Source organism: Pseudomonas sp. SA195 (assembly GCF_054131565.1).
The window spans coordinates 3272851-3294128 of the sequence record NZ_CP096392.1 but is presented as its reverse complement, the minus strand read 5'-3'; the positions used below and the strand labels follow the sequence as shown (position 1 = coordinate 3294128).

General features: G+C 61.7%; 20 protein-coding genes. 12 read left to right on the top strand and 8 right to left on the bottom strand.

Annotated features, from left to right (window positions below; translation table 11 throughout):
* The first annotated feature begins 10 nt into the window (after positions 1 to 10).
* The 4 genes from M1D78_RS15320 (at position 11) to M1D78_RS15305 (ending at position 2673) form a co-directional block, all read left to right on the top strand.
* Positions 11 to 712, top strand: a complete 702-nt coding sequence (locus M1D78_RS15320; RefSeq protein WP_437420851.1) for an SDR family NAD(P)-dependent oxidoreductase — start codon at positions 11 to 13, stop codon at positions 710 to 712.
* Between the two features lie 256 nt (positions 713 to 968).
* Entirely contained in the window at positions 969 to 1526 is a 558-nt protein-coding gene (locus M1D78_RS15315; RefSeq protein ID WP_437420850.1) for a PAAR domain-containing protein, read from the top strand.
* Positions 1523 to 2305: a hypothetical protein gene (locus M1D78_RS15310; RefSeq protein ID WP_437420849.1), complete on the top strand. Its 783-nt coding sequence runs from the start codon at positions 1523 to 1525 to the stop codon at positions 2303 to 2305. The genes M1D78_RS15315 and M1D78_RS15310 overlap by 4 nt, the downstream gene beginning before the upstream one ends.
* Positions 2290 to 2673 carry a DUF7079 family protein gene (locus M1D78_RS15305; protein WP_437420848.1) on the top strand — a complete coding sequence of 128 codons (384 nt, stop codon included), beginning with the start codon at positions 2290 to 2292 and terminating at the stop codon, positions 2671 to 2673. Before M1D78_RS15310 ends, M1D78_RS15305 begins: the two co-directional genes overlap by 16 nt.
* A gap of 257 nt (positions 2674 to 2930) precedes the next feature.
* On the opposite strand, the gene M1D78_RS15300 is transcribed toward M1D78_RS15305, so the two are convergent.
* Positions 2931 to 3590 (bottom strand): glutathione S-transferase family protein, encoded by a 660-nt coding sequence (locus M1D78_RS15300; RefSeq protein WP_437420847.1) that lies wholly within the window; start codon positions 3588 to 3590, stop codon positions 2931 to 2933.
* Positions 3591 to 3673: 83 nt separating this feature from the next.
* Between M1D78_RS15300 and M1D78_RS15295 the strand changes: the two genes are divergently transcribed.
* Positions 3674 to 4243 carry a TetR/AcrR family transcriptional regulator gene (locus tag M1D78_RS15295; RefSeq protein ID WP_437420846.1) on the top strand — a complete coding sequence of 190 codons (570 nt, stop codon included), beginning with the start codon at positions 3674 to 3676 and terminating at the stop codon, positions 4241 to 4243.
* Between the two features lie 265 nt (positions 4244 to 4508).
* Here M1D78_RS15295 and M1D78_RS15290 read toward each other — a convergent pair whose 3' ends face one another.
* The 3 genes from M1D78_RS15290 to M1D78_RS15280 all read right to left on the bottom strand — a co-directional run bounded on the left by M1D78_RS15290 (position 4509) and on the right by M1D78_RS15280 (position 7448).
* Entirely contained in the window at positions 4509 to 5096 is a 588-nt protein-coding gene (locus tag M1D78_RS15290; RefSeq protein WP_437420845.1) for an exopolysaccharide biosynthesis protein, read from the bottom strand.
* A gap of 548 nt (positions 5097 to 5644) precedes the next feature.
* Positions 5645 to 6586 carry an AraC family transcriptional regulator gene (locus M1D78_RS15285; protein WP_437420844.1) on the bottom strand — a complete coding sequence of 314 codons (942 nt, stop codon included), beginning with the start codon at positions 6584 to 6586 and terminating at the stop codon, positions 5645 to 5647.
* A 28-nt stretch (positions 6587 to 6614) separates the two neighbouring features.
* The gene (locus M1D78_RS15280; RefSeq protein ID WP_437420843.1) at positions 6615 to 7448 is read right to left on the bottom strand and encodes an oxidoreductase; all 834 of its coding nucleotides are present in this window, start codon (positions 7446 to 7448) and stop codon (positions 6615 to 6617) included.
* A gap of 384 nt (positions 7449 to 7832) precedes the next feature.
* Between M1D78_RS15280 and M1D78_RS15275 the strand changes: the two genes are divergently transcribed.
* Complete coding sequence (locus tag M1D78_RS15275; protein ID WP_437420842.1) at positions 7833 to 8621, top strand: WecB/TagA/CpsF family glycosyltransferase; 789 nt, start codon at positions 7833 to 7835, stop codon at positions 8619 to 8621.
* Between the two features lie 138 nt (positions 8622 to 8759).
* Here M1D78_RS15275 and M1D78_RS15270 read toward each other — a convergent pair whose 3' ends face one another.
* Positions 8760 to 9656, bottom strand: a complete 897-nt coding sequence (locus tag M1D78_RS15270; protein ID WP_437420841.1) for a LysR family transcriptional regulator — start codon at positions 9654 to 9656, stop codon at positions 8760 to 8762.
* 114 nt (positions 9657 to 9770) lie between these two features.
* Between M1D78_RS15270 and M1D78_RS15265 the strand changes: the two genes are divergently transcribed.
* Both M1D78_RS15265 and M1D78_RS15260 read left to right on the top strand, forming a co-directional pair.
* Positions 9771 to 10184 (top strand): VOC family protein, encoded by a 414-nt coding sequence (locus tag M1D78_RS15265; RefSeq protein WP_437420840.1) that lies wholly within the window; start codon positions 9771 to 9773, stop codon positions 10182 to 10184.
* 10 nt (positions 10185 to 10194) lie between these two features.
* Positions 10195 to 10782 carry a glutathione S-transferase family protein gene (locus tag M1D78_RS15260; protein ID WP_437420839.1) on the top strand — a complete coding sequence of 196 codons (588 nt, stop codon included), beginning with the start codon at positions 10195 to 10197 and terminating at the stop codon, positions 10780 to 10782.
* A 70-nt stretch (positions 10783 to 10852) separates the two neighbouring features.
* On the opposite strand, the gene M1D78_RS15255 is transcribed toward M1D78_RS15260, so the two are convergent.
* Positions 10853 to 11785, bottom strand: a complete 933-nt coding sequence (locus tag M1D78_RS15255) for an alpha/beta fold hydrolase (RefSeq protein WP_437420838.1) — start codon at positions 11783 to 11785, stop codon at positions 10853 to 10855.
* 119 nt (positions 11786 to 11904) lie between these two features.
* Between M1D78_RS15255 and M1D78_RS15250 the strand changes: the two genes are divergently transcribed.
* The 4 genes from M1D78_RS15250 (at position 11905) to M1D78_RS15235 (ending at position 19214) form a co-directional block, all read left to right on the top strand.
* Entirely contained in the window at positions 11905 to 12747 is an 843-nt protein-coding gene (locus M1D78_RS15250) for a cupin domain-containing protein (protein WP_437420837.1), read from the top strand.
* Positions 12748 to 13204: 457 nt separating this feature from the next.
* A complete protein-coding gene (locus M1D78_RS15245) occupies positions 13205 to 16105 on the top strand; it encodes a PAS domain-containing hybrid sensor histidine kinase/response regulator (RefSeq protein WP_437420836.1) in 2901 nt (966 codons plus the stop codon).
* 165 nt (positions 16106 to 16270) lie between these two features.
* Complete coding sequence (locus M1D78_RS15240; RefSeq protein ID WP_437420835.1) at positions 16271 to 18208, top strand: DNA topoisomerase III; 1938 nt, start codon at positions 16271 to 16273, stop codon at positions 18206 to 18208.
* A 64-nt stretch (positions 18209 to 18272) separates the two neighbouring features.
* Positions 18273 to 19214 (top strand): class I SAM-dependent methyltransferase, encoded by a 942-nt coding sequence (locus M1D78_RS15235; RefSeq protein ID WP_437420834.1) that lies wholly within the window; start codon positions 18273 to 18275, stop codon positions 19212 to 19214.
* A gap of 18 nt (positions 19215 to 19232) precedes the next feature.
* Here M1D78_RS15235 and M1D78_RS15230 read toward each other — a convergent pair whose 3' ends face one another.
* Positions 19233 to 19904 (bottom strand): TetR/AcrR family transcriptional regulator, encoded by a 672-nt coding sequence (locus tag M1D78_RS15230; RefSeq protein WP_437420833.1) that lies wholly within the window; start codon positions 19902 to 19904, stop codon positions 19233 to 19235.
* Positions 19905 to 20165: 261 nt separating this feature from the next.
* The gene (locus tag M1D78_RS15225) at positions 20166 to 20954 is read right to left on the bottom strand and encodes an outer membrane protein OmpK (RefSeq protein WP_437420832.1); all 789 of its coding nucleotides are present in this window, start codon (positions 20952 to 20954) and stop codon (positions 20166 to 20168) included.
* Between the last annotated feature and the right edge of the window lie 324 nt (positions 20955 to 21278).

Genomic DNA, 21278 nt, shown 5'->3' with positions numbered 1-21278 from the left:
GAGACGATGAATGCGGATGGATTCCTTACCCAACGGCTTTCGCGCCCTGGTGATCGGCGCCTCTGGTGGAATCGGTGCTGCTCTGGTCGCGCAGTTGCAGGGCGATGCGCGCTGCGCTGAGGTGATTGCGCTCGGCCGTACCACCTCGCCCAGGCTGGATCTCACCGATCCGGCCAGCATCGAGCGGGCCGCGAGCGCGGTGGCCGGGCAGGGGCCGTTCCACCTGATCGTCCACGCCGCCGGCGTGCTCCATGGCGCTGACTTCATGCCGGAAAAGCGCCTCGCCGACCTCAACCAGGAGCAATTGCTCGCGACCTTCCAGGTCAACACCTTCGGCCCGGCGCTGGTGCTACGCCACTTTTGCCCGCTGCTCGACCGCCAGCGCGGCGTGCTCGCCATGCTCTCGGCCAAAGTCGGCAGCATTGGCGACAACCGCCTTGGCGGCTGGTACAGCTACCGCGCCTCCAAAGCCGCGTTGAACATGCTGATCAAAACCGCCGCCATCGAAGTGCGCCGCACCCAACCCAACGCCGTCCTCCTCGCCCTCCATCCCGGCACCGTCAACTCACGCCTCTCCCACCCTTTCCGCGGCGCCGAAATCGGCCGCCCAGCCACAGACGCGGCGCAGAACCTCCTGCGGGTTATCGATGGCTTGGGGCCGGAGGCGAGTGGTGGCTTCTATGCGTACAGCGGCGAGGGGTTGCCTTGGTAGGGAAGGGCGGTCGCGCTTGATGTTGTGTTTGCGTGGGAGATGTAAACGGGCAGCTTTCGGCCAGAAGCGGTCATTGAGCATTTACGAAACGAAGGAAGATTCCGACTTCCAACTCCATGGCGAATTGGATCTCGTTGGGGCTGACCATAAATGCAATGCGCGATGAAGATCACCGCAACGCTCTAATCCGTCCGCTACAGTGGCCTGCCGTGATCCAACGGATCCATTTCTGGACGAAACCACGAGAAGGACTCTCATGTCAGGCAAACCCGCAGCTCGCCTGAGCGACCCAACCTCCTGCCCGGTCCCCGGACATGGCACGCCGGCCATCACGTCCGGCTCCCCGGATGTGCTGTTCAATAACCTCCCCGCTGCGCGCCTTGGAGATGCTGCTGGCTGTGGCCAGGCCATATCCGGTGCTGTCTCTTCCACCGTATTTATCAACGGCAAGAATGCGGCGATGCTAGACAGCACGCTGAGCCATGGCGGAGTAATCATCGGCGGATCGGGTGATGTGCTGATTGGTGATACGGTTATCACGTCGCCCTTCACCGCCCCGCCACCTCTGGCGACCGACAAATGGATCAGCTTTCAGATTCCGGCAACTGAGTGCTACGCCGGCTGGAAGTGCATCGCCCACTTTGATGACGGATCTAGCCTTGATGGCGTCATCGGCAGCGACAACCGAGTAGCCTTTAGCAATCTCTCGGGGTCAATCTGCACCCGCGTTGAGATCCCCGTACCAGAGGCTGGCGAGCAGCCCGCCGTAACGGACAAGCTGCTCGCTATCATCTTTGAGAGTAGCCAGGTATGACGGAAAGCATTGAGGTACTTGGCCAATACCAGACTCAGAGCGCTCACACCCTGCCTGGCTCGCCACTCGACGAGGCCCTCGCCAGCATGGAAGGCGTGGCGACAAGATTCTCACTTGATGCCATTAGGGACGCGCAGACACGCGCCAGCTACGCCGCAAACATCAAGCGGATATCCGCTCAGGTACGGTCGGATGTGGCAGCAGGCAAGATAAGCAGCCAGGCAGGGGTCGAGTTCTGCCACGAGATGCGCAACAAAATCATGGCGGAGCACCGCAAGCTGACTTCGGCTACCGGGCTCGCCAAAGCACAGCAGCACAAGCAAACTCCACCAACCCTGCCTGAACTATTCGAAAAGTACGCCACCCGCAAGTTTGGTAAGCCCTACGAGGCGCTCACGATCGAGCAAAAGCGGCAGATCCACTATGAAGTCCTTGAATCCTCTGGCCGGGACAACGCCAAGTTTACAAAGGGCTCGGATCGCCTGCGCATCATGGGCAAGGTAGGCATCATGGTCACTGCGGCATTTGCAACATACGAGATCCTCAATGCTGATAACAAGGTAAAGGAGACTGCACGCCAAGGCATGATTATCGGCGCCGGCGCTGCTGGCGGGTTTCTCGCAGGCCTTGGCGTCTCGCTCGTCTGCGGCCCTGGCGCTCCTTTCTGTGCTATTGCCTTGGTACTTGCAGGCAGTGCAGCTGGCGGAGTTGCAGGCAGCCTGGCGGCCGATGCCCTAGATGACGAACTCGAGGAGCTCTCCAAGTGGGAAGTGTTTTGACACACGACGACAAAGTTCGTTTATGGTCGGCGCTTTCGGACGTCTTCATCGACAACGAGATCGATTATCCGGCAATAGCACGGGAGGTGGCAGGATACGACCGTGCTGCGGTAAAGGAAGCCTTCTTCGAGGAGGTGGCACCCGTCTGCTACTCGAACATGCAGGCACCTATACCACCGATATGGACGGCATTCGACAGCACCCGTCTTGCCGATACCATTGACAGCAACCAGCAGGCTCGTCGGACTTACAGATTCCACCGCATGCGCCACAAAGTTCTTGTCGCCTACCTGCGTTTTCGACTTCGTGGGGAGTGGAGTCGAATCGAGCGAGAGCTGGAAGGACATGATTTGCAAAGGACTAGCTGAGGTCTGTATGACTGCGCTGGCGTGCTGCGCATCGAGCCGACCCTGGCCGTCTCGCCCCCCGGGCGCTTTCATCGCTAACCCAAAGAGGTGATCACGAGAGCACTGGCCGCAACCGGCCAAGAGCGGCCGGTCAGCAGAAGATATATCTGTGAACAACGCGCGCAGCCGCGCCAGCTATCTGAAGTACTGGCTATAGCGCGAGGCCGCCGACAGCGACGGCAGGTTGTCGGCGGCGGCGCTTGCGACGATATAACTCTCTAGCCTACCGGCTGCAACTCGCTGAAGTCGGGCGCAACCAGTACCTTGTGCCCCGACGACCGCTGACGCATGCGCTGAAGATAGGCCGCGAGCCCTGGTCGCCCGGCCAACCATTCCCGCCTTGGCATGCGCGTCAGGTAGTCAAGCATCGGGGTCAGCAAGGCGTCAGCCAGGCTATAGCGGGGGCCACAGAAGAAGTCCCGTTTGCCGAGTTCGCCATCTAGCATAGCTAGGGTCCGGTCGACGGCCTGCTCTGCTTCAGCCAGCGCGGGGCCGGCGAGCGGTTTGGCAACGCGCGGGCCGAAGACTTGTAGCAGGTAGCGGCGAATGAGACAGGTATCCACCGTGGTGATCAGTGCGCTGGCCCACTGATCGACCAGGGTTTGGCTAGCGGCATCTTCCGGCTTCAACGAGCTGTCGGGAAATGTTCGGTCGAGATAGCCGCAGATCGCCAGGGTTTCGAAAACTCTGTTCCCGTCATGCAGGAGTACCGGCACCTGGCCGAAAGGATGCAAGGCGAAGTGCTCGGCGCTGCGCAGGGGCACAGGCAGGCCGTCGACGCTCATCCCGCTGCCGGCCGTTATTCCTTTTTCCAGGCAATACAGGCGCACGCTGCGTACCAGCGTGCTGAAAGCGGGGCCATAGATATGTAGAGCCATCGTAAAGCTTCCTTCTTCGGAGAGAGGCGTGCATGCTGCCAAGTCGCACTGTATGTTCAAGAACATAATTCGGAGGACTCTCGATGGCTTGGCCAGAAAACCGTTGCGATCAGACCAAGGAACGCATTCTCGACAGCGCAGCCCGGCTGTTCTCGCTGCGCGGCTTCGATGCGGTAGGGATCGACGAAATAATGGAAGACGCCGGTCTGACGCGCGGGGCGTTCTACCACCACTTCCGCAGCAAGGCGGAACTCTACGGCCAAGCCATCGCCCACGCTGCCCGAGTAGGCGCCGCGCACTTCGACACCTTGGGCGAACAAGGCCTGAGCAGGCTGGTGGACGGCTATCTACAGAACGACCACGCGCAAGGAGGCAACCCGCGCTGCCCTCTGGCGTTCATGGCCATCGACGTGGCGCTGCAGAAAGACCCCGTTCGGCAAAGCTACACGCGCACTTTCAGCGGCTTTGTCGAGCGCCTGCAAGCCGCATTGCCGGTGAGCGCCGGAAGCAGAGAACAGGCGCTGCAGCTGGCTGTGATGATGGTCGGCGGAGTGACACTGGCACGTGCGTTGGACGACGTGGAGCTCAGCGAGGAGTTACTCGCCGCGTGCCGCGGGCGCAGTCGGGCAATGCTAGAGAGACCTTCACAGTAGCGGCGTCCGACCGTGGCCAGGGCGACAGACCGAAATATTGGTCGAGATCTGCCGCCATGACCGGCCGCTTAGGGCGTTTCAGCCGAATTCGACAGGCTGCTCCTGGCCGATAGCTGACGGTCATGGCTATCAGCAAAAGCGCGGCGCAAATACATGCGGGGCAAACTCCCGGTCAGCTGTCATGGCGCTAATGCCAGCGTTCAGCGTTCAGCGTTCCGCAGCGTGCGACCGCAGCCGCGATAACCTTAGACATGAATCAACCGATCTAACCGGCGAAACCGAAGTACCAAACGGCCACCGGGACAGCGGACAACAACACAAGCGATGCAAGGATCAGCGCTCCGTCCCGCGTCAGCAGGCCGGCGGCAAACAGCGCGATCACGGCCGAGGCGATGGAGCCCGACGTCGGAATAATTTCCATGAACGGCATGAACAGCGTCAGACACAGCACCAGGATCAACGGCAACCAGAGCCATGGGCGCTGACTGAGGAAGGTCAGCCGCGCTTTCAGAAATCGTTCGACGAAATGCACCGGCTTGCGCAACCAGCCGATGCCTTTGCAGAGCTTCTGGCTGGACATCCGCCTGCGGGTGATGAAGCCCGGCAACCAGAGGCAGTTGCGCCCGGCAATCATCTGCACGACAAGGATGAAGACGACCGTAGCGACGACCGCTGTGATGCCCGGTATGGCGCTCGCCGGGGAGGTGGAGATGAGCGAAAACACAAGCATCAGCGAAGCAAAGGAGTGTTGCCCGAGCCGCTCGATCACTTCTGATACCGCTATGCTCTCGCCGTGGATCGAGCTCTCAAGTTGATCGAGAACGTCACTGAGGGCATGTGTTTCCTCTGCCATAAGTTACTCCGCCGAGTTGCATGAAATCGAAGGCCAGAACGACTGTGCTTTGGCGGAAGCCCGCCGCTGTCAGCGGCCGTGACCGCAGCGTTCCGCTATCGCCGAGGCTGATACAGAGGCCCGCAGGCGACAAAACCCTCGAACCCGATGGCAAGGGTTTGCGAAGCCGTTCGGAGCGAATGCGTTCTGTCGATGCCTTCCGAACCCCTTGGGCTGCATCCTGAGTGAGTGCCTCATTGGTATGTCTGATTACGCAACCGCTCAGGAATTCCGGCCCGAGGGCCTAAGTCCCACGGTAGAACCCGGAGCTGGGCGGGCCTTTCCGCTTTGTCTGCGCAACTGGGTTTTTCGAGCAGACGTTAGGACTCGGCCTAGGAACACGGATCCTTCGATTGGCCGCCTGGACCGGAACCAGCAATCGGTCAGGCGGTTTGGGCTGACTGGAGACAGCTGCCGAAGGCTGCTGCGGCCAAAGGCAGACACTCGTATCGAGGTCGGGCGCTTGGATTACTTCACTGATGACCCGGGTTAAGCCAATCCAGCGCTCATCAGTGTGATGACACAAAAGGCGACTGTGTCCGTGGAGCGGGCAACTCGTATGCTGCTTTCATCCACGTAACCTCGGCGAGGGGAGTGCGGCCAAAGAGGCGCTTGAAGTCGCGGCTGAATTGCGAGGCGCTTTCATAACCGACCAGAAATGCAGCCTTGGCTGCCGTGATGTCGTTACGCAGCATCAATAGCCGCGCTTGGTGCAGCCGTGTGGATTTGAGGTATTGAATGGGCGAGGAGTCGGTCACTTTGCGAAAGTGAAGGTGAAAGTTGGGCACGCTCATCTGCGCTTCTTGGGCCAGGGTTTCGACGTTCAAACGCTCCTGATAGCAGCAGTGGATCTTGTGAATGGCGCGCGTCACTTTGCCGAATTGGCCCTGCTGGGCGATGGCCGCGCGCAGGGTGCCGCCCTGGTCGCCGGTGAGAATGCGGTAATACAGTTCGCGCAGCATGGCCTGGCCGAGAATCTGCGCATCAGTGCTATCAGCCATCACCTGCAGGAAACGTAGGGTCGACTGGCGCAGTGGCTCATCCATGGGCGAGGCGTACATGCCCATCGGTTCGGCCATGGTGAAGCCACGCACCTCATCCACTTGCTGGATCAGCTCGGCGGCCAGGGTGAAGTCCAGCCGCAGGTAGACCGCCAGCATTGGCTCCGCTTCGCTGGCGTCCGTCTCCATGGTGAAGGGCACCGGTACCGATACGACCAGATAATGCTGGGCGTCGTAAACGTAAACCTCATCCCCTAGATAGCCGCGTTTCTGCCCCTGGCAGAGGATGACGATTCCGGGCTCGTAAAGCACCGGTGTGCGTGTCAATGGGCGGTTGGAGCGTAAAAAACGCACATCATCCAGCGGGCTCAGGTTGTAGCCCTCGAGCGGCGCCAGCCGGCTCATCAGCTGCACCATTTCAACGGTAATCGGGTCTTGGTTCTCGGCCATCGGCTGCCCTGTTTTTTCCCTTCAATGCTCAACCATCGATGGAACAGCTGAGCGCCTGCCATTGCTCAATACTCTCGGCCGAGCGCCGTAGCTTGTCACGCACCAGCGCCAGTGCATCACTGCCTAGCAGCAGGTGGGTCGGCGGGCTGGGGCTGGCGATAATCGCCAACATGGCGCGCGCGGCTTTCTGTGGGTCGCCCAATTGGTGGCCGCTCTTCTCCTCGCGGGCTTTGCGCACCGGGTTGAAGCTCGCATCGTAATCGCTGATGCTTCGCGGCGTGCGCTGCATCGAGCGCCCCGCCCAATCCGTACGAAACGAGCCTGGCGCTATGGCGGTGACGAAGATATTGAACGGCGCCAGCTCCTGGCTCAGGGTGTCGGAAATACCTTCCAGCGCGAATTTACTGCCGCAGTAATAGGCGATACCCGGCATGGTGATGTAGCCGCCCATGGAGGTGATATTGAGGATATGCCCCGACCGCCGCTGGCGAAAATAGGGCACGAAAGCTTTGGTAACCGCTACCGCGCCAAACACGTTCACGTCGAATTGCTGGCGCATCGCTTCAAGCGATGACTCTTCGAACACGCCTTCGTGACCATAGCCGGCATTATTGACCAGCACATCCACTGGGCCATGCTGGGCCTCCACCGTGGTGGCGACGGCATCGACCGCATCGAAGTGGGTCACGTCCAGCACCACGGCATGGGCCCGCTCCGGGCACAGTGCCTCGAAGGCCGCGCGGGCCGATTCACTGCGAACAGTGCCGATGACTCGGTGGCCCTGAGCGAGCGCCTCCTTGGCCAGGGCCTGACCGAAGCCGCTGCTGACGCCGGTGATAAACAGGGTTTTGACTGCACTCATGGGGCGGGCTCCTGAGAGATAGGGTGCAGCCATGCTAGGAAGGGGAGGTTTGTTGCGCTATGCCATATCGGCTCTAGTCATTGCCTATTCCTATCAGTAGGGTTCGGCACGCCGCGGATCGCTTGTTTAGGCAAACGCAGTACCTGGGCCGTTACGCCCACTCATAGCAATTCAGCCCTTTCCTTCCTCCCCACGCTCAACGACTGACCCGCGCAGTTCCGCCGAAAAGGCCTGCTGCTGGTCAGGCGCCTCGGCACCTCGCCCGAACCTCTGCGTTCGGCCGGGTTCAGTTTTAAGAGCAGTCACAGCTACGGCAATGAATCGCTGAGCTGAGCTTTAACGTACCCCGCGTGCAGTGCCACGCGCCGAACGAGGAGAGAGCTTTTGCAGAAGTCCCCGGGACGCACGGAGCCTCATGGAAACCAGCGACCCTCCTGTAGCAGCAGGCAAAGCACGATCAGAGGGTTCGATATCGATTTCTACGACGGGTCGAATGCCGAGCTCATCGACCATGTCATCACGGCGAGCGGGCGTGCGTTCAGCTATATCGTCACGCCGAACGTGAACCATGTGGTCCGGCTCGAAGACGACACTGAACTGCGCCGCGCCTATGCCGCGGCGAGCCACCGGATTTGCGACAGCCAAGTGTTGAAACGCTTGATGGCATTGCTGCGTACCCCGGTGCCGGAGGTAATCCCCGGCAGCAACCTGACCGGAGAATTGATGGACATTGCCGAGGCGAGGGCGTGGCGCGTGACGGTGATTGGCAGTGACGCCACGGAAATGCGAACGATGCGTCGGCGATACCCGAACGTGACGTTCTTGCATCACAACCCCCCGATGGGGTTCTTCGACCACCCGCAGGAGGTTCAGGCGTGCCTGGACTTCGTCATCGACCACCCCGCCGAGCTGGTGGTGCTTGCCGTCGGCTGCCCGCGGCAGGAAATCCTGGGGCATTTGATCCAGGAAGATGGGCGAGCACGAGGGGTTGGACTGTGTGTCGGAGCATCGATTGACTTCCTCTCCGGCAAGGTCAAGCGGGCGCCGAGATGGATGCAACGGATGTCACTCGAATGGCTGCACCGGATGTGTACCGAGCCGCGGCGGCTGGCAAAGCGCTACGCCAACGATGCGGTGCGCATGGTCCCCATTCTGTACCGGCAGTTTCGATGACCTGCCTGGACCTGGCGATTCGCTCATGACAGCGCGACGAGCGCCAGAGCGGGCCTCGCCTTGGCTATTGCTGTCGAGAGGCTAGCGAGGCTGGTTGCGGATTGGTCGATGGCCGTGGCCGCATGCGATTTTTCTCCCTCAACCCGGCCTCGGCACCCCCTTTTCCAGCCGTGGGCACAGCCATTCGACGAAGGCTCGCACCCGCGGCGACAGTTGTAAGGCGTGCGGGTAGACCAGCTGGATGGGCAGGTCGTCCGGTTCGTAGTCCTTCAGCACTCTCACCAGGCTGCCGTCGGCCAGTTCGTCGGCGACCTGGTAGTGCATCAGCCGCGTGATGCCCAGGCCTTGAACGCAGGCGAGGCTGGCGGTGCGGATCTGGTTAGTCGTCAGGCGTGGGGTGATTTCCTCGGGATGGTCCTTGCCGTCGAGACGGTAGTACCAATGGCGCCCCTGGGCAGCGAAGGCGATGCAGGGGTGCTGTCTCAGTTCAGCCGGGGTGTCGATGGCCGGGGCGGCGTTCAGGTAGGCGGGACTGGCGCATGTGACCAGCCGGGTGGTGCCAATCTGGCGCGCCACCATGGCCGAATCGGGCAGGCGGCCAATGCGCAGGGCGAGGTCTAGCCCTTCGTCAAGCAGCGGCACGATCACATCGTTCAGGCTCAACTCGACCCGCATCTGCGGATGCTCCATGAGGAAGGCGTTGACCAGCGGCGCGATGTAACGTTGGCCGAACTCCACCGGGGCAGTGAGGCGCAGCAGGCCGCGCACGGCGCCGTCGCTCGTCTCCAGCCGCTGCTCCATGTCGGCGAACTCGGCCAATATCCGCCGGCTCCAGGCCAGATACTCGGCGCCCTCGTCGGTAAGGGCCATGCGCCGGGTGCTGCGGTTCAGCAGGCGTATACCCAGCTGGCGTTCGAGCGCGGCGAGCGAGCGCACCACCGACGCCACAGATTGCCCACTGGCATCGGCGGCCGAACTCAGGCTGCCGTTATCGACGATGCGTACGAAGTTGGCCATTGCCTTGAGCTTGTCCATTGCCACCTGCGGATTTGTGCGATTGCTGCATAGATGTTGTCAGGTCGGCGGCATAGGTGAAACGCCCCCACCGGCTGACACTGTCAGGGCCCTATAGTCACTGGAGTGTCGCACATGACCCAATCATCCAGCCCCGCCCGGATCCTCGCCTACGACCACATCGGCATCCGGGTCAGCGATCGAAACCGCGTGATGGCCTTTTATCAGGCGCTGGGCTTCGTCGAAAGCGCGAGCTTTCCGCTGTTCGAAGCCAACGAAATGCTCAGCGCGGATGGCGTACGCATCAATTTGATCTTCAACGGCGCCCGGTCACCCGACGCGCACAACCCACTGCTGGATGCGCCGATAAAGCGGCCCGGCATGACCCACCCTGCGTTCATCGTCGATGACCTCGATGCGCTTCAGCACTGGCTGGGCGAGCGAGACATCGTCATCACCGAGGGGCCGCATGCCATTGGCCCGAGGCGCGTTGCGCTGTTCATCCGCGACCCGGATGGCAACGTCCTTGAATTCAATCAACTCGTTTGAGAGGTACACCATGAAACTCTATGACGTGGAAGCATCCGGCAACTGCTACAAAGTACGGATGTTCGCCTCGCTGGCGGATATTGGGCTCGATCTGGTGCCTGTGGATTTCGCCAGCGGCGCGCACAAAAAACCGCCACTGTCGGAACTCAACCCGCTGGAGCAAGTGCCCGTCCTCGAGGATGACGGCTACGTGATCCGCGATTCACAGGCCATTCTGGTCTACCTTGCCGCGACCTATGGCGGCCTGGCCTGGTGGCCGGACCACGGCCGTGGGCAAGCCGACATCGTGCAGTGGCTGTCCTTTGCCGCTAATGAGGTCCAGCACAGCCTTTGTGCCGCGCGGCTGGTGCAGAAGTTTGGCTATCCGCTTGACCAGGAGGCGGCGCTGGCGAAAGCGCCGGCTGTGCTCGAGCTGCTGGATGAGCATCTACAGCGCCACGACTGGCTGGCGATCAGCCGGCCGACTATCGCCGACTGCGCGGTCTACCCCTACGTCGTGCTGGCGCCGGAAGGCGATGTCGATCTTGCGCCGTATGCAAACGTCGCGCGCTGGATGGCCCGCATCGAGCGTCTGCCGGGCTACCTGCCCAAGCCTTGATTGCTCAGCGTCGTAAACAGCTCAGGGATGCCGAAGCTCGCGCTTGGCATCCCTGAGTGCTGCCGCTCGTTTACTCGTCGCGCAGGAACTTCAGCAGGTCCTGATTCAGTTGGTCCTTATGGGTGTCCGCCAGGCCATGTGGGGCGCCCTTGTAGATGATGAGCTTGGCGTCTTTGATGAGCGCCGCCGAGGCCTTGCCGGAGGTTTCGATCGGTACGATCTGGTCATCGTCGCCGTGGACCACCAGGGTAGGAACGTCGAACTTCGCGAGGTCCGGCCTGAAGTCCGTCGCGGAGAAGGCGGCGATGGAATCGTAGGTGTTCTTCGCGCCGGCCATCATGCCCTGCCGCCAGAACGACTGGATCCGGCCTTGCGAGGGTTCGGCGCCGGGGCGGTTGTAGCCGAAGAACGGCCCAGAGGCGATGTCCAGATACAGCTGGGAGCGGTCCTCGTTGGAAGCCTTGCGCAGCCCGTCGAAGACTGACAGGGGCAGCCCGTTCGGGTTGCTGTCTGTCTTCAGCATGATCGGTGGAACGGCGCTGATCAGCGCGGCTTTCTTGACCAGGCGAGTGCCATGCCTGCCGATGTAACGGGCCACCTCGCCACCGCCGGTGGAGAAGCCAACCAGGGTCACATCCTTCACGTTCAGCGCGTCAATCACCGCCGCGAGGTCGTCCGCGTAGTGGTCCATGTCGTTGCCATCCCAAGGCTGGCTGGAGCGGCCATGCCCGCGGCGGTCATGCGCAATGACGCGGTAGCCTTTGTCTGCCAGAAATTGCATCTGCGATTCCCAGCTGTCCGAGCTGAGCGGCCAGCCGTGGCTGAACATAACGACCTGACCGTTCTTGGGGCCCCAGTCCTTGTAGTACAGCTCCACCCCGTCTTGAGTGGTCACGGTACTGGCCGAGCGAGCGGCCTCGTTCAAGGAGTCAGCGGCCAGCGCCATGACGGGCAGGGCTGCGGTTGCGAATACTGCAAGGGCGTTGCGCGGGGATTTGTTCATGGTCTGTTCCTCTCGTTCAGCAAGGTTGTAGGTGGTGTTGCGTTGACGGGAGACAGTATCTAGGGCTATACGATACGGAAACTCGCTTTTTGTCCTTAATTCTTAACGGATCGTATTTGATGGTTGATCGATTGGCTGGCCTGCTGGGGCATTTCGCCGTCAGCGCCCGTACCTTCCAGGCGGGGCCTCTCTGTGGCATCAACACCCTGGATGGCGACCTTCCGTATGGGCAGTTGCACCTTTTGAAGCAGGGCAGGGCGGAGGTGTGGCATGGCAATGCGCGGGTGCATTGCCTCGATGGGCCTACATTGCTGTTTTATCCCCGGCCACATGCGCATCGGTTCGTGACCGACGCCGAACATGGCGCCGAGTTCGTGTGCGCCCATATCGCCTTTGAAGGCGACGCAGCCAACCCGCTCGCCAGGGCGTTGCCCACATGCGTGTGCCTTCCTCTTGCTGAGCTACCCGATAGCGTGCCGGTGCTGTCGTTGCTGTTCGCCGAGGCAGAGGCCAGCAATTGCGGGCGTCAGGCCATGCTGGATCGTCTGTTCGAGGTGCTATTGATCCAGCTGTTGAGGCAATTGATGGAGAACGGCAGCACACAGGTCGGTTTGCTCGCGGGCCTCGCTCACCAACAATTGCGGCGGGCGATCGCGGCGATCCACCAGGCGCCGGAACGGAACTGGTCCGTTGAAACGCTGGCGGCCGAGGCGGGGATGTCGCGAAGCGTGTTCGCGAATCGGTTTCGTGACGCGGTGGGCGAGACGCCGGCGAGCTATCTGCAGCGCTGGCGAATCGGGTTGGTTCAGAAGTGGTTGTTGAACGGCCAGCCCCTCCGCCTGATCGCCGATGAAGCGGGTTACAGCGGGGAGGCTGCGCTTTCGCGCGCGTTCAAATCCCAATGCGGGGTATCGCCCCGGGTATGGCTCAATCAGCAGCGGGCGGATGCGACGGGCAGGTGAATGTGCCCGGTATTGCGGTCCGATCCGCCGCCCCCCATCCGTCAGCGCTGGGTGACCGTTGCGGTGTTGAAGGCGCCGCTCTGTGAGATCACGGCCGTGTCGGTGCCCGTGCCGATGTTATAGGTGCCCGGGATCAGGAATGCGCGATTGCCGGTGCCGGTCTGGTCGATGATGCCGGGTATCGCCGATCGCCCAGGTGCTGCGCTGTGAGGCTTCGAACAGGCTGTTGGAGCTGGACTGGGCGATGTCGAGCAGGTTGGCGCTGCCGTCCCGGTGAATGTCGAAAAGAATTGCGCTCGCCGTTGGATTCGCCAGTCACGTAATCGCTGGGGCCGCCTTGCCCGGCAGCCGGTTGTCGTTGACGGTCATCTGCGGGCGCGTCGGTCTGTGCAAACCCTGACGCTTTCTGGTCTGATTGAAACCATCCGTTTCGGTACCCCTAGCCTCAAAGGTCGTCATGTCACTGGAAAAACTTACTCGACAAGCGCTTGAGGCTGAGGTGCTACATCTGCGTGCTGCGCTCGCCGAGCGTGAGCAGGAAATTGGCCCATCAGAATTCATTGATGCCGCTATACGCGGAACTGGCGGCCGGAGCGGGATCGAACCGGCGTACGTTTCGACTGACCGCGAAGGGAGCGTCACCTGTTGGAGCGCCGACGCTGAGCGTATTTTCGGCTGGCCCGCCGAACTGATTGTGGGGCACAGCGTTGAGCGAATCCTGACGCCAAACGACCGAGCCGAGCGCGTGGCCGAGTTTGAGATGCGAAAGGCATTGGAGACTGGACTCGCTGCAGGGCATCGCTATCTCCTGCGTAAGGATGGCGAGCGTCTGTGGGCGGCGATCGAGATTTCGCCCACGCGGGACGAGGACAGCCTACACACAGGCTTTCTCTGGATGCTGCATGAGCCTGCAGGCGCCCAGGCAGCCGGTTCGGATGCCGACGAGGCCCATGAACGTTACCGGTTGGCTACCAAAGCGACCAATGACGCGGTTTGGGACTGGGACCTGCATTCGAACCACGTCATCTGGAACGAGGCGTTAGGCACCGCCTACGGCCACCAGCTAAGTGAGGTTGGCAGCTCAGGGGAATGGTGGGTTGCGCATATCCACCCGGAAGATCGGGAGCGTATCCATTCCTCTATCCACGCTGTCATCCATGGCAGCGGAACGACATGGAGCGGTGAATATCGTTTCCTGCGCAGCGATGGTTCGTATGCGGACGTGTTGGATCGCGGCCAGGTTATACGGGATGTTAGCGGGCGGGCTGTCCGCATGATCGGGGCAATGCTCGATCTCACCCGTATGCGAGCTGCAGAGACAGCACTGCGTGATAGCGAAGAGCGATTCCGAACGATCCTGGAAACGATCGACGCGGCCTTTGCAATCGTTCAGGTGAAGTTCGATGATCTTGATCGCCCGGTCAACTATCGCTTCGTCGATGTGAACCCTGCCTTTGAACGGCAAGCCGGCGTCGACCTGCGTGGCAAATGGGTAACAGAGTTCGCGCCGGATCTTGAGCAGTTCTGGTTCGACACCTATGGGCGTGTCGCCAGGACTGGAGAGCCCGCAAATTTTGAAAACTACGCTCAAGCCTTTAGCCGATGGTTCGATGTCCGGGCGGTTCGCGTGGGCGACCCGGCGGACCGTCAGATTGCCATTCTGTTTAGCGATGTCACCCAGCGACGTAGCGCCGAAGAAAGGCTCAAAGTCAGCGAATCCATTGCTCGAGAGAACGTTCAACGGGTTCAGCTTGCGCTTGCAGCCGGTGCAATCATCGGTACCTGGAACTGGGATTTGCCAACCGATCGCTTCACGGTGGACGAAGGCTTCGCACGAGCCTTCGGTCTTGACCCTGCCTTGGGGCGGACAGGCCTGAGCCTTGAGCAAATCATCGCGACCGTACACCCGGAGGATCGGGACGGACTGATTACGGCGATCAACGGAGTTATTGCACGCGGAGGCGCCTATGCCCATCAGTACCGGGTTCGCCGCGCCAACGGTAAATACTACTGGATCGAAGCAAACGGACGTGTCGACCACGACGACAACGGCACGCCGCAAAATTTTCCCGGGGTCCTGATCGATGTAGAAGACAGGCGATCCATCGAGGCTGAGCGCGACCGGGCCACTGCTGCGCTGCGTGCTTTAAACGATACGCTGGAGCAGCGCGTAGCCGAGCGGACAGCAGAGCTGATCCAAGCGGAAGAAAAGCTGCGCCAGTCTCAGAAAATGGAGGCGGTCGGCCAACTGACCGGAGGGCTCGCGCATGACTTCAATAACCTGCTTGCCGGTATAACCGGTGCGCTTGAGCTGACCAGCCTGCGCATATCGCAGGGTCGAACAAACGAGGTCGACCGTTATCTGCACGCGGCGCAAGGGGCCGCGAGACGCGCCGCTGCGCTGACGCATCGGCTCCTGGCCTTCTCTCGACGCCAAACCCTGGACCCGCAGCCGATCGATGTGAATGTGCTGGTCGATGGAATGATCGAGCTTGTCCAGCGTAGTGTCGGGCCGAGCATTGTTGTGACGACAACAAGCGCTGCGGATCTATGGCCGGCTTTCGTGGATGCAAGTCAGCTGGAAAATGCAGTGCTGAATCTTTGCATCAACTCCCGCGACGCCATGCCGGACGGCGGACGCATCACCATCGAAACGGCCAATCACTGCCTCAATGCGGATGAGGCTAAGGCCTATGAGCTGCCTGAAGGTGAATACCTGTCGGTGAGCGTCACGGATATTGGCACCGGCATGACTCCCGAGCTCATAGCCAAGGCTTTTGATCCATTTTTCACAACGAAACCAATTGGCCAGGGCACCGGTCTTGGCCTCTCGATGATCTATGGGTTCGCCAAACAGTCTGGGGGCCAGGTGCGCGTGGACTCTCAGGTTGGAAAGGGAACCACGATGCGGATCTACCTACCGCGTTACCACGGCAGCGCCAGCACCAGCGTTGCGGGACCAGGTAAGTCGGTGAGCGCCCCGACACCGGCCTATGGAACCATACTGATCGTGGACGACGAGCCTACGGTTCGCCTGCTGCTCATGGATGCACTAGGAGACCTTGGTTACACACTTCTGGAAGCCTGCGACAGTGTATCGGGGTTGGAAATCCTGAGATCCGGGGTGAGCATCGACTTATTGATCACCGATGTAGGCTTGCCCGGTGGGATGAACGGCCGCCAGATGGCCGACGCCGGACGAGAAGTCCGGCCAGACTTGCGAACCCTCTTTATTACCGGCTACGCAGAAAACGCGGCACTCGGGGATAGCTCTATAGGGCCGGGGATGCAAGTGCTTACGAAGCCGTTTGCAATCGAGACGCTCGTTTCGCGGGTTCTGAAGCTATTGCGTTCCTAGGCACCGGTGGTATCGCAGAGGCGGAGTCGCTCGACCGGCAATCAATCGAACATGCCAGTCGGCCCTGATCATGGGTCAAATATCTGTATATCCATACAGATATTTCTTGCCTGCCGCTGCCTCGCTGCGCATGCTGTACGGCACGTAACGACTCAGTGAAGACCGATGCGGCTGTTTCTCTGCGAAAAACCCTCTCAGGCCAAGGACATTGCCAAGGTGCTGGGCGCCACGCGGCGTGGGGATGGGTGCTGGACCGGCGATGGCGTGACAGTGACCTGGTGCATCGGGCACCTGCTCGAAACCGCGCCGCCTGACAGCTACGACGCCCGCTACAAGCGCTGGGTGCTGACCGATCTGCCCATCGTGCCTGAGCGCTGGAAGATGGAGGTCAAGGCCAAGACCGCCAGCCAGTACAAGGCGGTCAAGCGCCTGCTCGGGCAGGCCAGTGAACTGGTTATCGCGACTGACGCCGACCGCGAGGGCGAAATGATCGCGCGGGAGCTGGTCGAGCACTGTCGCTACCGCGGGCCGGTCCAGCGCCTCTGGCTTTCGGCACTGGACGATGCCTCGATCCGTAAGGCGCTCGGCGCGCTCAAGCCGGGCGCCGAGACCTTCAACCTCTACCAGTCTGCATTGGGACGCTCGCGGGCCGACTGGCTCATTGGCATGAACATGAGCCGGCTGTTCACCCTGCTCGGTAGGCAGTCCGGCTATCAGGGTGTGCTGCCGGTGGGGCGCGTGCAGACGCCGACGCTGCGGCTGGTGGTCGACCGGGATCGGAGCATCGCCGATTTCGTCCCGCAGCCGTTCTGGACGATCGAGGTGCAGTTGCTCGGCGAGCAAGCCGAGCCTTTCACCGCGCAGTGGCGAGCGCCGGAGACGGCCTGTGATGAGCAGGGCCGCTGCCTCGATCCGCGCCTGGCCCGCAGCGCCGAAGAGGCCATGCGCGCGGTTGGCTCGGCGCACCTGGTCAAGCTCAAGACCGAACGCCTGCGCGAGCCGGCACCGCTGCCGTTCGATCTGGGCACGCTGCAGGAAATCTGTTCCAAGCGCCTGGGGCTGGGCGCTCAGGAGACGCTCGACATCGCCCAGACGTTGTACGAGACACACAAGCTGATCACCTACCCGCGCAGTGATTGCGGTTATCTGCCGGTGAGCCAGCACAGCGAGGCGCCGGCGATCCTGCGCGCATTGGCGCAGGCTGATCCGGGGCTGGCCGACCTGCAACCGCATCTTGAGCCCGGGCGGCGTTCACGCGCCTGGAACGATGCCAAGGTCGGTGCGCACCACGGCATCATTCCGACCGCGGCGGCGCGTGGTTTCGAGCGGCTGGTGGGCAAACCACGTGCGGTCTACGCGCTGATCCGCGCGCGTTACCTTGCACAGTTCTTACCCAATCACGAATTCGACCGCACCCAGGCGGATTTCGACTGCGCCGGCCAGGCACTGCGTGCGGTCGGCAAACAAATCGTCGAGCCGGGTTGGAAGCGGGCGATGCCTGAAGCCTTGGCGCGAGGCCGCGAAGCGCCTGAGCCACAGCGCTTGCCTGTTATGCGCGAAGGCATGTCGTGCCCGATCTTCGACATCCACCTGAAGGACCTCTGGACCCAGCCGCCCAAGCCATACACCGAAGGCGACTTGATCAAGGCCATGAAGAATGTCGCCAAGCTGGTGGACGACCCACGGCTCAAGCAAAAGCTCAAGGACACGACCGGTATCGGCACCGAAGCGACTCGGGCCGGCATTATCCAGGGCCTGCTCGACCGCGGTTACCTGATCAAGCAAGGCAAGGCGCTGAGCGCGACCCCAGCGGCTTTCAGCCTGATCGACGCGGTGCCGCGTGCGATCGCCGATCCGGGCACCACGGCTATTTGGGAACAGGCACTGGACATGGTCCAGAGCGGCGAGATGAGCCTGGATGAATTCGTCGCCAAGCAATCGGCGTGGATGAGCAAGCAGGTCGAGCGGTGCAAGGGCGTTCGCCTGACGATCAGTGGCCCGGCCATGCCGGCCGGTCGCGCCGCACCCTGGAAGAAGAAGCGCAAGGGTGGCAAGACGGGCGCCCGTAGCCGTCGCACGGCGAAGACAGCCAGCCCGGCCTGACGGCCCCGCTGCAGATGGCGGGGTTCGGGTTTAGAATGCGCGGCTTTTCCAAACGGCCTTTGCCATGAACCTCAATGCTCTTGCCACCCTCCGCGAACACCTGATCCAGGCGCTATCGCAGGTGCCGGACGAAGCCCGGCGACTCTTCCATGGCCGAGGGCGCTGCTGGGCGGGGCTGGAGCAGGTGACGGTCGATTGGTTGCAGGGCGTGGTGCTGGTCTCGTTGTTTCGTCAGCCGGCAGAGGCTGAACTCGAGGCGTTGATCCATATGCTGATCGCGCTCACCGAAGGCCAGCCGTGGCAGGCAAGTGGGGCGCATACCTTGCTGCTGCAGCATCGCTACCTGCCAGACAGCCACATGCAGCGGCTGGTCGGTGAGCCGGTCGAGGAGTGGGTGATCAACGAAGGCGGGCTACGCTTCAAGCTGGACCTTGGCATCAAGCAGAACAACGGCTTGTTTCTCGATATGCGCTACGGCCGGCGCTGGGTTCGTGAGCAGGCCCGTGGCAAACATGTGCTGAATTTGTTCGCTTATACCTGTGGCTTTTCCGTAGCGGCCATTGCCGGCGGCGCCGAGCGAGTGGTCAACCTGGACATGGCGCGAGCCGCGTTGAGCCGCGGGCGCGACAACCACCGCCTCAACGCGCATGACCTGGAGGAGGTCGCGTTCCTTGGGCACGAACTCTTCAGGTCGTGGGGTAAGGTCAAGAAGTTAGGCCCATACGACCTGGTAATCATCGACCCGCCATCGTTTCAAAAAGGCAGCTTCGCGCTAAGCCGGGACTACGCCAAAATTCTGCGGCGCCTGCCCGAGTTGCTGACCGCTACCGGCACCGTGCTCGCCTGCATCAACGACCCGGACACTGGGCCGGACTTTCTCGTCCAGGGCGTGGCCGCCGAAGCGCCAGAACTCCGGTTCGTCGAGCGGCTGGCCAACCCCCCGGAATTCCCCGATATCAGCGCTAACAGCGGTCTCAAGGCGCTGGTGTTCAGGCGCCAGCCCTGAGCCAGGCGACGACACCGCTCATGCCTCAGGCGGTGGCGTCAACCCGCAGCCCTTGAGAATGATGCGGATGAGGTTCTCGGTCGCCAGGGCATAGTCGCTGCGGGTCATGCGCTTGTTACCCGTAACGCGCTGGATCTGGTGGGAGAAGTCAGCGTAGTGCTGCGTGGCGCTCCAGATCAGAAAGATCAGGTGTGTCGGGTCCACCGGGTCCATCTTGCCGGCGGCGATCCAGGCCTCGAACACGGCAGCGCGGCCACGGAACCAGTTGCGGTAGTCCTGGTTGAAGTGCTCGGACAGGCATTCGCAACCACTGATGACCTCCATCGCGAAAATCTTCGAAGCCTCCGGGTTGCGTCGTGAAAACTCCATTTTGATGCGGATGTAGTCAGCCAGCGCTTGTGCCGGGTCGTCATCGACAGTCAGGTCATCGAAGGCCGTATCCCAGAGCTCAAGGATGTGGCGCATGACCTCGACGTATAGTCCGAGCTTGCTGGTGAAGTAGTAATGCAGATTGGCCTTCGGCAGCCCGGCACGCAGGGCGATGGCGCTCATGCTGGTGCCCTTGAAGCCGTGACGGGCGAACTCTTCCGCGGCGGCGGTGAGGATCGTCTCTTCGTTCTTCTGACGAATGCGTCCTGCGGGTTTTCCGGTGGAGGTATAGATCGGCAATGTCGCTTCGTTCTTGTTCATGGTCCCTTGCCCCTGAGCAGTGGCGTCCGGCCGCCACCGTGCTGATCAATGATGCCTGATGGGGAGGGGCGACGATAACCGGCTCGCTGCGGTCGCTGAGCCGAACCAACATAGATGCTTTGGCCTGACGACAGGCCGCCCACGAGAAGCTGAGTTGCGGCAAGCGGTGGGGGAGTCGCGCCCCGCGAGAGAGCCGGCCACCGGCCGGCCCGACTTCTGCGATGGCCGAGCTCAACGCTCGGCCGGCCCGCAGGCGCGCGTTTAGAAATGCGCCTTGACGATGAAGTTGGTCACGTTGTTATCGGTGTTGAAGGCGCTGCTGTCCTCGATGCCGTACTTGTTCGACCAGTAGTCGTACTCGACACCGACATAAAGCGTGCCGGGGGTATAGTCCAGCGCCTTGCCCAGGTCGTATTTCACTTGCGGGTTGAAGTGGAAGTTCTTGGCGAGGTAGTCGCCCTTGGACTTGGAACCGGCGTCGTTGACGACCCAGTCGATGTAACCGTCGATCAGGATGTCGGACTTGCCGACTGGGACGGTGATCGCCCAGGTCGGGGTGATCTGCCATTGGCCGCCCGGCTTGCCGGTGATGCCGTCGGGCTTGCGGTAATAGGTGTTGATCGCCAGGCGGTCGAAGCCGGGCACCTTCAGGTCGACGGCCGGGCCGAGCAGGTAGTTGCGGTTGCGGCCTTCGCCACGCTCGTAGGTGGCCGAGAGCAGAATGTCGGTCACCGGACCGAAGGAGAGGTCGGCCCCGGTGAGCTTGCCGAGCGACAGGCGCGGGCTGAATTCGCCGTAGTAGGTGTGGCCTTCGCCGCCGGACAGGCCGTTGTACCACTTGTTATCGACGAACAGGAACATGTCGCCCCAGGTCCAGCCACTGGCGTGTTCGAAGGTAATGGTCTGCTGGATTTCGCCGGCGTCTACGGCGAAATTCTTGCCGTACAGGTAGGTCAGGCTGTTGTTCTGCCACAACATCGGCGCGGCCATGGCGTGGCCGCTGAGGATCAACCCGGCCGCGAGCGCGGCGGTGGTGAGGCTGCGTTTCATCGTGTGCTCCTTGGGGTGCAGTTGAGACTGCTTGTAGTAGTTGTCCAAGCGGTCAGGCTTTGCTCGTAAAGCAATGCCCGCGCCAAGTGATAAGGCGCAGCGTAAATAACACAGAAGCCCTGATTTTTCATGGAATTAAGCAGGCGGCAACGCCGCAGGGCGGGGCCTGATGGGGCGTGAATTCCTGACCAATGCCTCAAATAAGCGGAGCGGGCCGTGGGGCTGCTCCGTTTTGGGGCGACGCTGAACGCGAGGAGGGGGGTAACCCGCCACCAGTGAAGGGCGACGGGCGGGTCAGTGCCTGATGGTCAGTGTTTGATCGTC

Coding starts and splice junctions, on each gene's coding strand:
- M1D78_RS15320 (WP_437420851.1), top strand. CDS start 11: ATGCGGATGGATTCCTTACCCAACGGCTTTCGCGCCCTGGTGATCGGC.
- M1D78_RS15315 (WP_437420850.1), top strand. CDS start 969: ATGTCAGGCAAACCCGCAGCTCGCCTGAGCGACCCAACCTCCTGCCCG.
- M1D78_RS15310 (WP_437420849.1), top strand. CDS start 1,523: ATGACGGAAAGCATTGAGGTACTTGGCCAATACCAGACTCAGAGCGCT.
- M1D78_RS15300 (WP_437420847.1), bottom strand. CDS start 3,590: ATGGCTCTACATATCTATGGCCCCGCTTTCAGCACGCTGGTACGCAGC.
- M1D78_RS15295 (WP_437420846.1), top strand. CDS start 3,674: ATGGCTTGGCCAGAAAACCGTTGCGATCAGACCAAGGAACGCATTCTC.
- M1D78_RS15290 (WP_437420845.1), bottom strand. CDS start 5,096: ATGGCAGAGGAAACACATGCCCTCAGTGACGTTCTCGATCAACTTGAG.
- M1D78_RS15285 (WP_437420844.1), bottom strand. CDS start 6,586: ATGGCCGAGAACCAAGACCCGATTACCGTTGAAATGGTGCAGCTGATG.
- M1D78_RS15280 (WP_437420843.1), bottom strand. CDS start 7,448: ATGAGTGCAGTCAAAACCCTGTTTATCACCGGCGTCAGCAGCGGCTTC.
- M1D78_RS15270 (WP_437420841.1), bottom strand. CDS start 9,656: ATGGACAAGCTCAAGGCAATGGCCAACTTCGTACGCATCGTCGATAAC.
- M1D78_RS15265 (WP_437420840.1), top strand. CDS start 9,771: ATGACCCAATCATCCAGCCCCGCCCGGATCCTCGCCTACGACCACATC.
- M1D78_RS15260 (WP_437420839.1), top strand. CDS start 10,195: ATGAAACTCTATGACGTGGAAGCATCCGGCAACTGCTACAAAGTACGG.
- M1D78_RS15255 (WP_437420838.1), bottom strand. CDS start 11,785: ATGAACAAATCCCCGCGCAACGCCCTTGCAGTATTCGCAACCGCAGCC.
- M1D78_RS15250 (WP_437420837.1), top strand. CDS start 11,905: ATGGTTGATCGATTGGCTGGCCTGCTGGGGCATTTCGCCGTCAGCGCC.
- M1D78_RS15245 (WP_437420836.1), top strand. CDS start 13,205: ATGTCACTGGAAAAACTTACTCGACAAGCGCTTGAGGCTGAGGTGCTA.
- M1D78_RS15240 (WP_437420835.1), top strand. CDS start 16,271: ATGCGGCTGTTTCTCTGCGAAAAACCCTCTCAGGCCAAGGACATTGCC.
- M1D78_RS15235 (WP_437420834.1), top strand. CDS start 18,273: ATGAACCTCAATGCTCTTGCCACCCTCCGCGAACACCTGATCCAGGCG.
- M1D78_RS15230 (WP_437420833.1), bottom strand. CDS start 19,904: ATGAACAAGAACGAAGCGACATTGCCGATCTATACCTCCACCGGAAAA.
- M1D78_RS15225 (WP_437420832.1), bottom strand. CDS start 20,954: ATGAAACGCAGCCTCACCACCGCCGCGCTCGCGGCCGGGTTGATCCTC.